This is a genomic window from Caldicellulosiruptor kronotskyensis 2002 (genome assembly GCF_000166775.1).
GTDB classification, from domain to species: Bacteria; Bacillota; Thermoanaerobacteria; order Caldicellulosiruptorales; family Caldicellulosiruptoraceae; genus Caldicellulosiruptor; species Caldicellulosiruptor kronotskyensis.
In genome coordinates, this window is the sequence record NC_014720.1 from 1448237 (window position 1) to 1460959 (window position 12723).

The 12723-nt window shown below is 35.5% G+C and carries 11 protein-coding genes; 9 read left to right on the plus strand and 2 right to left on the minus strand.

What is annotated here, in order from left to right; genetic code table 11:
• The first annotated feature begins 2 nt into the window (after window positions 1-2).
• Window positions 3-2831 (plus strand): excinuclease ABC subunit UvrA, encoded by a 2829-nt coding sequence (uvrA, locus tag CALKRO_RS06460; protein WP_013430245.1) that lies wholly within the window; start codon window positions 3-5, stop codon window positions 2829-2831.
• Between the two features lie 25 nt (window positions 2832-2856).
• Here uvrA and CALKRO_RS06465 read toward each other — a convergent pair whose 3' ends face one another.
• The gene (locus CALKRO_RS06465; protein WP_013430246.1) at window positions 2857-4038 is read right to left on the minus strand and encodes an NAD(P)/FAD-dependent oxidoreductase; all 1182 of its coding nucleotides are present in this window, start codon (window positions 4036-4038) and stop codon (window positions 2857-2859) included.
• Window positions 4039-4056: 18 nt separating this feature from the next.
• Window positions 4057-5259 carry an FprA family A-type flavoprotein gene (locus CALKRO_RS06470; RefSeq protein WP_013430247.1) on the minus strand — a complete coding sequence of 401 codons (1203 nt, stop codon included), beginning with the start codon at window positions 5257-5259 and terminating at the stop codon, window positions 4057-4059.
• A 150-nt stretch (window positions 5260-5409) separates the two neighbouring features.
• Here CALKRO_RS06470 and CALKRO_RS06475 point away from each other — a divergent pair, with 150 nt between their 5' ends.
• From CALKRO_RS06475 to atpA, 8 genes are all read left to right on the plus strand, one after another.
• Entirely contained in the window at window positions 5410-6027 is a 618-nt protein-coding gene (locus CALKRO_RS06475; RefSeq protein ID WP_013430248.1) for a hypothetical protein, read from the plus strand.
• A gap of 87 nt (window positions 6028-6114) precedes the next feature.
• The gene (locus tag CALKRO_RS06480) at window positions 6115-7077 is read left to right on the plus strand and encodes an AEC family transporter (protein ID WP_013430249.1); all 963 of its coding nucleotides are present in this window, start codon (window positions 6115-6117) and stop codon (window positions 7075-7077) included.
• 28 nt (window positions 7078-7105) lie between these two features.
• Window positions 7106-8641: a glutamine-hydrolyzing GMP synthase gene (gene guaA, locus CALKRO_RS06485; protein WP_013430250.1), complete on the plus strand. Its 1536-nt coding sequence runs from the start codon at window positions 7106-7108 to the stop codon at window positions 8639-8641.
• A 470-nt stretch (window positions 8642-9111) separates the two neighbouring features.
• A complete protein-coding gene (locus CALKRO_RS06495; RefSeq protein ID WP_013430252.1) occupies window positions 9112-9792 on the plus strand; it encodes a F0F1 ATP synthase subunit A in 681 nt (226 codons plus the stop codon).
• A 26-nt stretch (window positions 9793-9818) separates the two neighbouring features.
• The gene (gene atpE, locus CALKRO_RS06500; RefSeq protein ID WP_013430253.1) at window positions 9819-10034 is read left to right on the plus strand and encodes an ATP synthase F0 subunit C; all 216 of its coding nucleotides are present in this window, start codon (window positions 9819-9821) and stop codon (window positions 10032-10034) included.
• A gap of 109 nt (window positions 10035-10143) precedes the next feature.
• Window positions 10144-10635: a F0F1 ATP synthase subunit B gene (gene atpF, locus CALKRO_RS06505; RefSeq protein ID WP_013430254.1), complete on the plus strand. Its 492-nt coding sequence runs from the start codon at window positions 10144-10146 to the stop codon at window positions 10633-10635.
• Between the two features lie 2 nt (window positions 10636-10637).
• Window positions 10638-11180, plus strand: coding sequence for an ATP synthase F1 subunit delta (atpH, locus tag CALKRO_RS06510; protein WP_013430255.1), 543 nt, complete (start codon window positions 10638-10640; stop codon window positions 11178-11180).
• 14 nt (window positions 11181-11194) lie between these two features.
• Entirely contained in the window at window positions 11195-12718 is a 1524-nt protein-coding gene (gene atpA, locus CALKRO_RS06515; protein ID WP_013430256.1) for a F0F1 ATP synthase subunit alpha, read from the plus strand.
• The last annotated feature ends 5 nt before the right edge of the window (window positions 12719-12723 follow it).

Here is a 12723-nt window from a genome sequence, read left to right on the forward strand (position 1 = left end):
AGATGTCAAAAGAGTATATAGTTATAAAAGGTGCAAAAGAACACAACCTCAAAAATATTGATTTGGTACTTCCACGAGACAAACTTATTGTTTTTACTGGTCTTTCTGGTTCAGGAAAGTCATCTTTGGCGTTTGATACAATCTATGCTGAGGGACAGAGAAGATATATAGAATCTCTCTCTTCTTATGCAAGGCAATTTTTAGGAATGATGGAAAAACCAGATGTAGAATACATTGAAGGACTTTCTCCGGCAATTTCAATTGACCAAAAGACAACCTCTAAAAATCCACGTTCGACTGTTGGAACAATTACTGAAATTTACGATTATTTGAGGCTTTTGTTTGCAAGAGTTGGAAAACCTCATTGCTATATATGTGGAAAACCTATCTCACAGCAAACAGTTGACCAGATGGTAGACGAGGTATTGAAACTTAAAGAGGGGACAAAGATTCAAATACTTGCGCCAGTTGTAAGAGGAAGAAAAGGTGAGTATCAGAAACTGTTTGAAGACCTGAGAAGGAGCGGGTTTGCAAGAGTTAGAGTAGATGGTATTGTATATGAACTTGAAGAAGAGATAAAACTTGATAAGAACAAAAAACATAGTATTGACGTCATTGTGGATAGGCTCATTGTAAAAGAGGGAATAGAATCAAGGCTTGCGGGTTCAATAGAAACAGCGCTCCAGCTCGCAGGGGGGATTGTAACTGTATCTATTGTTGATGGCGATGAAATTGTGTTTTCACAAAACTTTGCATGTGTAGACTGTGGAGTTTCGTATGAAGAGATAACTCCACGTCTTTTTTCTTTCAACACACCATATGGTGCATGCCCAACGTGTATGGGCCTTGGTTATTTGCAAAAGGTAGACCCTGACCTATTAATTCCAGATAAATCTATCCCAATAGGTCAGGTTGAAATAAATGGGTGGAACTTTACTGAAACAAATTCATATTCAAGAATGATTTTGGAATCACTTGCAAAAGAGTATAATTTTAGTTTAAATACTCCTGTTGCAAAACTGGACAAGAAAATATTAGATATCTTTTTATATGGAACAGGTGAGGAGAAGATAAAAATTTATACTCCACGTGGTATATACTTTGCAAAGTATGAAGGGCTAATAAATAATCTTGAAAGAAGATATAAAGAGACCCAGTCAGAATATGTCAAGCAAGAGATTGAAGAGTATATGAGCACGTTTACATGTCCTGACTGTCAAGGGAAAAGACTTAAAAAAGAGGCTTTGGCGGTTTTGATAGAGGGTAAATCTATAGCAGATGTTGCTGACATGACGGTGTTACAAGCAAAAGAGTTTCTTAAGAAGTTAAACCTTCAAGGAAAAGATAAAGTAATTGCACAGCCGATAATAAAAGAGATTCTGGCAAGACTGGACTTTTTGATAGATGTAGGACTTGATTACTTAACCCTTTCACGGTCAGCTGGCACACTTTCTGGTGGTGAAGCGCAGAGAATAAGGCTTGCTACCCAGATAGGATCTGGACTTGTTGGAGTTTTGTATATTCTTGATGAGCCAAGTATAGGATTGCATCAGCGTGACAATCACAGACTAATAAAAACCCTTAAAAAACTCAGAGATCTTGGCAACACATTGATTGTTGTGGAGCATGATGAGGATACAATAAGGTCAGCTGATTTTATTGTAGACATTGGACCAGGAGCAGGCGAGCATGGTGGAAGAGTGGTTGCTGCAGGGACATTGGATGATATAATTTCATGTGAAGAGTCTATCACAGGACAGTATCTTTCCGGAAAGAAAAAGATTGAGATACCTGAGAAAAGAAGAGAACCTGATGGTAGATGGCTTACTATTAAGGGTGCATCAGAAAATAACCTTAAAAATATTGATGTTAGCTTTCCTGTTGGACTTTTTACTTGTGTAACTGGTGTTTCAGGCTCAGGCAAAAGTACCCTTGTAAACGAAATACTTTACAAAGCAGCAAGTACAATTTTGAACAAGTCCAAAGAAAAACCAGGTAAATTTCAAGAGATAATAGGCCTTGAACATTTTGATAAGGTTATAAATATAGATCAATCACCTATAGGAAGAACTCCACGTTCGAACCCTGCAACTTACACAGGTGTTTTTGATTATATACGAGAAGTTTTTGCCCAAACGCCCGAGGCAAAGCTCAGAGGTTATAAGGCAGGAAGATTTAGTTTCAATTTGAAAGGTGGAAGATGTGAAGCTTGTTCGGGAGATGGTATTATAAAGATAGAAATGCATTTTTTACCTGATGTATACGTACCGTGCGATGTGTGCAAAGGAAAAAGGTATAACAGAGAGACGTTAGAGGTAAAGTACAAGGATAAGACCATTGCTGATGTGCTTGAAATGACAGTGGAAGAGGCGTTGGAATTTTTCAAGAACATTCCGAGGATAAAATCCAAGCTTCAAACACTTTATGATGTAGGGCTTGGTTATATAAAACTGGGTCAGCCTTCCACCACTTTATCTGGTGGAGAAGCGCAGAGAGTAAAACTCGCAACAGAACTTTCTAAAAAAGCAACTGGAAGAACCCTGTATATCTTGGACGAGCCTACAACAGGTCTTCACATGGATGACGTCAATAAGTTAATTGCTGTCCTTCAGCGCCTTGTGGATATGGGCAACACAGTAATTGTAATTGAACACAATCTTGATGTTATAAAAGTTGCAGATTATATAATTGATTTGGGACCAGAGGGTGGAGATAAAGGCGGCGAGGTAGTTGTGTGTGGCAGCCCGGAAGAGGTTGCTATGTGCGAAAGGTCATATACAGGAATGTTTTTAAAGGAAATATTGAAAGATAGAATTTATGCTAAAAAATAGGCGGAGCATTTTTCAGCTCCGCTTTTTATTTTAAAAGGTTTTCCAACAATTTTATGTCAACATGACTATTTAAAAACTTAGAAAGCTGCAAATGTGTTTTGGTATCATTTAAGAGAAGGTAGGCAGTTAACTTGTCGTTTTTTACCACAAACTTTTTATAAATCATTTTACTCTTGTCTAAAAATTCAAGTATATTTGCATCTTGCAGATTTTGCATATCACCTGCAGAAACAATTTCAAGTCCAAACGCTTTTAGGAAATATGGCAGTGGCATATTTTGATAGAAGGTTTCAAATCCCAAAATATTTTTTGCAACTATTTTTGCACTCTCTAAAGCAAACGTCCATGTTCCGGGATTTTGACCGTCAATGTGGGCAACATCACCACAAGCATACACGTTTGAAATCTTGGTCTGCATTTTGTAATTAACTTCAATTCCCTTTTTGCTATTCAAAATATTCTCAGGGGACTTTATAAACTCAGTATTTGGTACAACTCCAGTCGAAAAAATAAGTATATCACATTCAATAGCCTGACCACTTGAAAGTGTTATTTTCAAACCGCTTTGAAAAGGTTCAGCGTTCTCAATTTTATTATTCAAAATTATCTTAATTCCTTTTTTTACAATATGTTCTCCCAGAAGAAAAGAGGCAACTTCGTCCAACTGCTTTGGTAATATCCTTTCACTCAGTTCAATTATTATTATTTCCTTACCCTCAAGTGCAGATGCAAGTTCTAATCCCAAAAGTCCAGCACCAACAATTACAACTTTGCCAGCCTGTAACAGTCTTTTTTTAAGCGCAAGCAAATCTTCATAGTTTCTAAATGTGAAGACAAAGTTTTGCAGATCTTTGTTTTGCAGATGCTCAGGAAGGTAGGGTTTTGAGCCTGAAGCAATAATAAGATAGTTCCACTCTATATTTTGACCCCGTGAAACCACAAATTTTTCTTTTAAATTACATTCTTCAACCTTACTATTCAACATCAATTTTATATTGTTTATTTGGTACCACTCTAAAGATTTCAAGAAGAACTTTTCATCTATGGGATTTTGAAGATAATGTCCAAGTCTCAACCTATAATAAGGCAAGACCTTTTCATCACTTAAGATACAAACTGACATATTCTTGTTCTCTTTTCTTATCTGTTCTGCAATGGTTACACCGGCAGGTCCTCCACCAATTACAACAATATCATACTTTTCCATTGCATATGCACCAGCTTTTTATTCTTTTATCTTTTCAGCAAATAGTATACCAAATTCAAAAGATTTTTTTAACTCATCTTCGTTTGGCTTGAAATTCACCTTTAACCCGGGCTGGATTACTTTTAATCTTAGCTGCTTAAGACGGCTTTCAATATTTGGCACAGCTTCACCGCTCCATCCGTATGAACCAAATGCAGCTGCTACCTTTCCGCCGTGAACAATTGGATTTAATCTCGTGAGTATATCATATATAGGTGGGAGGGCATCTGAGTTTATGGTTGGCGAACCAAACAAAACACCGTTTGCAAAATAGATTTTCTCTACAATTTCTTCAAGTTTGTGTTCAATTGCGTTGTATACAAAGACATCTACCCCACTTTGCTCAATACCTTCTGCAATCTTTTTTGCAAGCATTTCTGTGTATCCATACGCTGATACATATACTATCACAACATAAGGTTTAGACGGCTTTTCTGAAAGCTTTTCAGACCATGATTTATATAACGAAATCAAATCCTCTCTATAATTTGTTAATATAGGACCGTGTCCTGGAGCAATTATATCAATTTCTAAATCTTTTATCTTATCTATTGCTTGCAGGACATAACTTTTAAACGGTGACATAATAACGTCGTAGTAATACTTGTAGGCATCCATAAAACCTTCTTTTTGGTTTTGCATGACCCAGTTTATATCAAGGTTTTCAGTACTAAAATGGCAGCCAAAAGAGTCACAGGTAAAAAGAATTTTGTCTTCAACCAAATACGTATAAATGGAATCAGGCCAGTGCAAAAAAGGAGCAGAAATAAATTTTAAAGTTTTATTCCCAAGAGAAACCACGTCATTATGATTGATAATTTGAGCTTGAAAATCTTTATTTGCAATCTTTTTTAAAAATTTAATTGCGGTGCTGCTTCCAAACACTTTTATATTGGGGTTTATCTCTAAAAGTTTCTCAATTGACCCTGAGTGGTCAGGTTCTGTATGGTTTATTATCAAATAGTCTATTTTTTCTGGTGAGATAACCTCTTTTATATTGTCTAAAAATTGATTAAAAAACTTATATTTAACATTTTCAATCAAAGCTATTTTTTCATTTCCAATAACCAAATAAGAATTATAGGTAGTCCCATATTTAGTGTACATTACAATATCAAATATCCTCAAGCTTGGATCTTGTACACCGACTGAGTAAACTCCATCTCTTAGTTTGGTGTGCATTTTTCTTTCCCTCCGCTTTCTAAGGATGATTTTTTAATATTCAAAATTATTTATACCCTAATATTTTTTCAGTAAACAAGTAGTGATAGAAAATGTACTTGAATAATATATTTTAGTAGAAACATTATTTGGCAAAGGAGATAATAAAATATGCTTAGCAAGGTTTCAAACAGGTTTTTAGCTGTTACAATTTTAGCTATATTTGTTATTGCATTAGTAGGAATAATATCCAACAAAAGCCTGGAAAGTTCAAAATTAACCTCTACAGAAGTCAAAAAAAATTCTTCTGTGCCAGCATCTGAGCAAGTTTCAAAAACTGAGGGGTTGAAAGGTTATTTGCAGGTTATGGTTGTTGATAGTAAAACTGGTCTTCCTGTTGAAGGTGCAAGTGTAGTGTTTTCAAATTTGGATCAGCTATACACCACAGGCAAAGATGGGAAGACCCAGATTATTCCCATGCAGATTAAAGCCTCAGAATCTTCAAAGTTCCTATCGCAGCCATATGAAGAAGTGGTAATTGGAGTATTTAAACAGGGATATGCTGATTACATTTTGATGGGTTCAAAGGTTCGTCCTACCACTCAAGATAAACCACAACTAAAAATAATTAGGGTAGTAAAGGCATCAACTCCTACAACAACGCCTGTTTTTGCAATGGAAAAGTATTCTGCTGATGTTGCGAAAGAAGTGATGAACAAGATGAAAGAAAAACTCAACTCACTCGCGAACACCTCACAAGAAGTTGAAGAAATAGAGATAACAGAATAAAGTGCCTTGTAAAAAGGCACTCTTTTTTTATATAATAGAGCTTGAACATTTGAAGTGCACTTTTTATTTAGAAGGGTTTTGACAGCAATGAATGATGAAGTTCTGATTCTCTTAAAAAATTTTCTGTTTCTTTTCGCTATTGTATTTATAGGTTTTATGGGAACAAAGCTAAATTTGATTTCAAATACAGTAAAAGACTCTGTAAGTGAACTTATTGTAAAAGTGACAGCACCTATTTTGCTTTTTACAACAATAAGTAGCAAACCTTATTCCTCTCAAGTAGTAAAAAATGTATTTATTTTGATACTTTCAGCGTTTATTGGAATTATTGTTTTGCTTCTGCTTGGTTACATAACAGGGTCTTTATTTAAACTCAAAGGAAAAACTTTTTACACTCATATTTTTTGTTCAGCTTTTGGCAACACAGGATTTTTGTCCTTTCCCCTGTTATATTCAATCTTTGGTGAAAAAGGGGTTTTCTTTGCAGCAAGTTACAATATAATGCATGATTTTTTGGCATGGTCATTAGGACTTTCAATAATAAGCCGGCACAATCGTGAGAAAACTAAATTTGGGTTTGTTAATGCAAATTCTATTGCTGTCTTTGTTGCATTTATCATTTATCTCATAAAGGGGATATTGCCATATAACATAAAAAGTTTATATGACAAAGTGTTTCTGACAATTTATGACGCATTAAATCCTTTTGGAAAAACCACAATTTATCTTTCAATGTTTTTCATTGGATGTTTGCTGGCAGAAGTATCGTTAAAAGAAACATTGAAAACTTTTTCTGCCTACGTAATAATACTGTTTAAGATGATCTTATTGCCACTTGGTATTATGTACCTTACAAATTATTTACCAATAGACAATTTTACAAGACTTATAATCATACTTCAGACAGGAATGCCAACTGCTATAATAAGTTCTGTGCTTTCTTACAGGTATGACGGCGATAGCCACTATGCTACCCGGACTATATTCATAACAACTATTTTTTCACTCATAACAATCCCTTTACTGGTGTTTCTATACTATCATATTTAATAACTTTATGAAGAAAGGATGAGAAAGTTTGCAACATGAGATTGTAATAGTTCTGGACTTTGGTGGTCAATATAACCAGCTTATTGCAAGAAGAGTAAGAGAATGCGGAGTATACTGTGAAATTTGGCCATACGACACACCTCTTGAAAAGATAATTAGTAAAAATCCAAAAGGAATTATATTTACAGGTGGACCATCAAGTGTATACGAGCCAAACGCTCCTATGATTGACAAAGAACTGTTCGAAAAAGGTATTCCAATACTTGGGATATGTTATGGAAACCAGTTAATTGCTCATATTATGGGAGGAAAAGTGTCAAGGGCGCTATTTAGAGAGTATGGAAAGACGCATATAAAATACGATATTACTTCTCCTCTTTTCAGCGGAATACCTGAACATTCTGTGTGTTGGATGAGCCACACAGATTTTGTAGAAAAACTTCCAGAGGGGTTTAAAGCTTTGGCATCCACCGAAAATTGTTCTATTGCAGCATTTGGGGATGATACCAGAAAAATATATGGTGTTCAGTTTCATCCTGAGGTTGTCCATACCGAATATGGTCAGAAAATTATAGAAAACTTTTTATTTAACATTTGTAATTGCCATGGTGATTGGAAAACCTCATCATTTATTGAGGAAAAGGTAAATGAGATAAAAGATATTGTAGGCAACCAAAAAGTGGTATGTGCCCTTTCAGGTGGTGTTGACTCTTCTGTTGCAGCAGTCCTTGTTCACAAAGCTATAGGGAAAAATCTTTATTGCATATTTGTTGACCATGGTCTTTTGAGAAAGGGCGAAGCTGAAGAAGTTATGAGTGTTTTTAAAGATCAATTTGACATGAATGTAATCAAGGTTGATGCAAAAGACAGGTTTTTGGAGGCTTTAAGAGGTGTTACTGATCCAGAAGAAAAACGAAAGATTATTGGAAGGGAATTTATCAGAGTATTTGAAGAAGAAGCAGAAAAGCTTGGAGATATAAAGTTTTTGGTGCAGGGTACTATTTATCCTGACGTGGTTGAAAGCGGGGTTGGCAAGGCTGCAACTATAAAAAGCCACCACAATGTTGGTGGTCTTCCTGAAAAAATAAAATTCGAACAAATAATTGAACCTCTCAGAGAGTTGTTTAAAGACGAAGTGAGAAGGGTAGGAATAGAATTAGGAATACCTGAAAAGATTGTCAAAAGGCAGCCTTTTCCTGGACCTGGTCTTGCAATAAGAATAATTGGAGAGGTTACAGAGGAAAAATTGGACATACTGCGCGAGGTTGATTGGATCTTTAGAAAAGAGATTGAACAGAGCGGCCTTGACAATGAAATATGGCAGTACTTTGCAGTTTTAACTAATATGAAAAGTGTTGGTGTAATGGGTGATGAGAGAACATATGATTACACAGTTGCTCTAAGAGCTGTTACAAGTATTGATGGAATGACAGCTGACTGGGCTAAAATACCTTATGAGATTTTAGAGAGAGTTTCAAATGAGATTGTAAACAGTGTGAAAAAGGTCAACAGGGTGGTGTATGACATCACTTCAAAACCTCCTGCTACAATTGAATGGGAATAACAAAAAATTTTTTTGATGGGCTTGAAATTTCTCACAGAAGGGTGTAACATATTTATAAGTTTTCTCTTCGGAAAGTAGAGAAGTAAAATGAGGCTTTATGTGGTAAGCTTGACTTTAAAGTTAGTTTCACTTATCTATTTGTGCTTGTGTTTGAGCTTATATATATATTCAAAGAGAGCAGATGTTTTGTTAATTTCAGTAGCAATAAGTTTTTTGTTTATTTGTACAATCTATACTTTGGCTAAAGTGGTCCAAGGAATTCTTTCAAAACAATTTAGTATAATCTACTTTATAAGTCACTATTTAATTGTTATTCTGTTAATTTTTTTGGTCTCTTTTATATCCGTTTACAATATCACAAAAACCATATACATTGTGGTTCTTCTAATAAGCTATCCTATAGCCTTGCTACTTTCATTTTCTATTGCCTATGTTTACTCAAAAAAGCTCTCAAGGAAGTGAAGCGAAAGATGGGCGAAAGTGTATTGAAGATTTTATTTACCATCCCTATTGGGAAAGGTATACCTGTGAGAGTTGCTGTTGTAGAAATGTGGGTTGTGATGTTATTTTTGATTGCTCTTGCTTTTTACCTAACATCTAATATGAAACTTGTTCCTACGAGAAAGCAAATGATCGCTGAATTTATTGTTGATTCTATGAATAAGATAACAAAAAACTTTTTGGGTCACTATTGGCGTATTTTTTCACCATATTTAGGGACTCTGTTTTTGTTCTTACTAAGTTTGAATCTGTTAGGGCTTTTCGGTTTTCAGCCACCAACAAGTAACTTGAACGTTACTGCAAGTTTTGGTGTAATGTCTATCCTGGTATTAATAATTTCAACCATGATACTTAAGAACCCTTTGAGGTGGTTTTTAAGTCATTTTAAACCCATCATTATTATTTTCCCATTTAAATTTTTGGATTATTTCACAAGGACTCTTTCTTTATCTGCTCGATTATTCGGAAATATTCTTGCTGGGACTACCATCATGGAGCTCATTTACCATGGCCTTATAAAGTCCCACATACCTCCTGTTGGTATTCCAGCAGTAGCAAGTATATATTTTGATATATTTGACGGAGTTCTTCAGGCAACAATTTTTACATTTCTATCTTTAATTTACCTTTACGAAGCCTTAGAAGAATAATCTATTAATTTTTGGAGGTGTTTTAAATGACAGCATTGGCAGCTGGTATAGCAATGTTGGCAGGTTTGGGTGTAGGTATTGGTATTGGTATTGCAACTGCAAAAGCATCCGAAGCAGTTGGCCGCCAACCAGAAGCACAAGGAAGAATTATGCCGATCTTTTTCCTTGGTGCAGCTCTTGCAGAAGCAGTTGCTATTTACAGTTTTGTTATTGCAATATTATTAGTTTTAAAGGTTAAATAAGCGCTCTCCATACTTTTTGGGGAGCGTCATCTCTTTTACATGCCTGAATATTACTAAAAAAGCAAACATTCCTAATAATCGCAGACTAAAAAGGAGATGGTATAATAAAATGTTTGAGCTCAGGGTATTTGAAAATATATTCTTCTGGGCAATTATAAACTTTTTGATACTTTACCTCATATACAAAAAGTTTTTCTTCCAAAGAGTTACGCAATTTATGGAAAAAAGATCCCAGATGATTCAAGATCAACTTGATTTTGCAGCAAAGTCAAAAGAAGAAGCAATAAAGCTAAAAGAAGAATATGAAAATATACTAGCCCAGGCACATGCAAAGGCAAATGAAATTGTTGAAAGCGCAACCTTAGAGGCACAAAAACAAGCAGCCGAAATTATTGAAAATGCAAAACTTGAAGCTAACAGAATTATTGAAGATGCGCTCAGACAATTTGAGATTGAAAAGAAGAAGCAAATAAACGAACTTAAAAACCAGTTTGTTTCAATTGCACTTCTTGCTGCATCGAAGGTTATTGAGAAAAATTTAAATACAGAGGAAAATAAGAAGATGGTTGAGAACATATTTGATGAGGCAGGGGTTGCTTAAAAATGTTGGCAGCAAAAAGATATGCAGAAGCACTCATTAAGCTTGGTCAAGAGGAAGGAAAGCTGGAGATATTTTATGAGCAACTATTTAAAATGTTTGAGATTATCAAAAACAATAATGAATTTAATACTATTTGGTTCGATTTAGAAATGAAGCGTTCAGAAAAGAAACAAAGAATCAAAGTATTCTTTGGTGGTGACATTGATAGTTATATCTTGAACCTTCTTTATCTTCTCATTGATAAACGCAGGGAAATAATTCTTCCCTATATACCTTTTTATTACAAAGAGATATATGACAAAATTGTAGGCAATGTAGATGTACAGGTTATTGTTGCTCATGAAATTGGAAGCGATGTGTTAAACAAAATTTCTAAATGGCTTTTGAAAAAGTACGGAGTCAAAAATCCAAGATTCATTGTAAAAGTTGACAAAAGCATAATTGGTGGTATAAAGCTGTTATTTAATAACATTGAAGTTGATGCTTCAATAAAAGGTGCTCTTGATTCAATGAGAAAAGAGCTTGTAAAGATAGCTATTTTGTAGGGGTGAGATGTCAAATGGTTGATGTAACAATTAGACCAGATGAAATTGCTTCAATTATAAAAGAGCAAATTAAAAACTATGAAAAAAAGATTGACACAAGTGATGTCGGTGTTGTCATAATGTCAGGTGACGGTATTGCAAGAATACATGGTCTTGACAACTGCATGGCTGGTGAACTTTTAGAATTTCCTAATGGAGTTTATGGAATGGCTCTCAATTTAGAAGAGGACAATGTTGGGTGTGTCATACTTGGAAATGATAAAGAAATAAAGGAAGGTACCATTGTAAAAAGGACAGGTAGAGTTGTTGAGGTGCCTGTAGGAGAAGAACTTTTAGGAAGAGTTGTAAACGCTCTGGGACAACCTATAGATGGTCTTGGGCCCATCAATGCCAAAAAGTTTAGACCAGTAGAAAGAATAGCACCTGGCGTAATAGAAAGAGAACCTGTTAACACGCCTCTTCAGACAGGTATAATGGCTATTGACGCTATGATTCCTATAGGAAGAGGGCAAAGAGAGCTTATAATTGGTGATAGGCAAACTGGTAAAACTGCAATTGCAATAGATACGATTATAAACCAGAAAGATCAGGGTGTTTATTGCATCTATGTGGCAATTGGGCAAAAGGCCTCTACAGTTGCTCAGATAGTCCATACCTTAAAAGAATACGGTGCGATGGATTATACCATTGTTGTTAGTGCAACTGCAAGTGATTCTGCTCCTCTTCAATTCTTAGCTCCATACGCAGGTTGCGCGATGGGAGAAGAGTTTATGGAGTCGGGCAAAGATGCACTCATTATATACGATGACCTTTCTAAACACGCTGTTGCATACAGGGCAATGTCTCTTTTACTAAGACGTCCACCTGGAAGAGAAGCTTATCCTGGTGATGTGTTTTACTTACATTCAAGACTTTTGGAAAGAGCGGCAAAACTGAATGCTGAGCGTGGAGGCGGATCTCTTACCGCACTGCCAATAATAGAAACTCAAGCAGGTGATGTTTCAGCATATATTCCTACAAATGTCATTTCAATTACAGATGGGCAGATATACCTTGAAAGTGAATTATTCTACGCAGGGGTAAGACCTGCGATAAATGCTGGAATATCTGTGTCAAGAGTTGGTGGGAAAGCTCAGACAAAAGCTATGAAAAAGGTTGCAGGAAGGTTAAGGCTTGATCTTGCTCAGTACCGTGAGCTTGAGGCTTTTGCTCAGTTTGGTTCAGAACTCGATAAGTCAACGCGAGAAAGGCTTGCTCAGGGACAAAGAATTGTAGAGACGTTAAAACAGCCACAGTACAAGCCACTTCCTGTATGGCATCAGGTGGTGATTTTGTACAGTGCAATAAATGGTTATCTGATGGATATAGAAGTTTCAAAGGTCAGGGAATTTAATGAGAAGCTTGTACAGTATATATCAGCAAACTATCCCCAGATATTTGATTCTATAAAAGAGACAAAGGATTTGACACCTGAAACAGAAGAGCTTTTGAAGAAGGTCATAGTAGAGTTCAAAGAGAGATTTAAGAGTAACAAGTAGGTGAG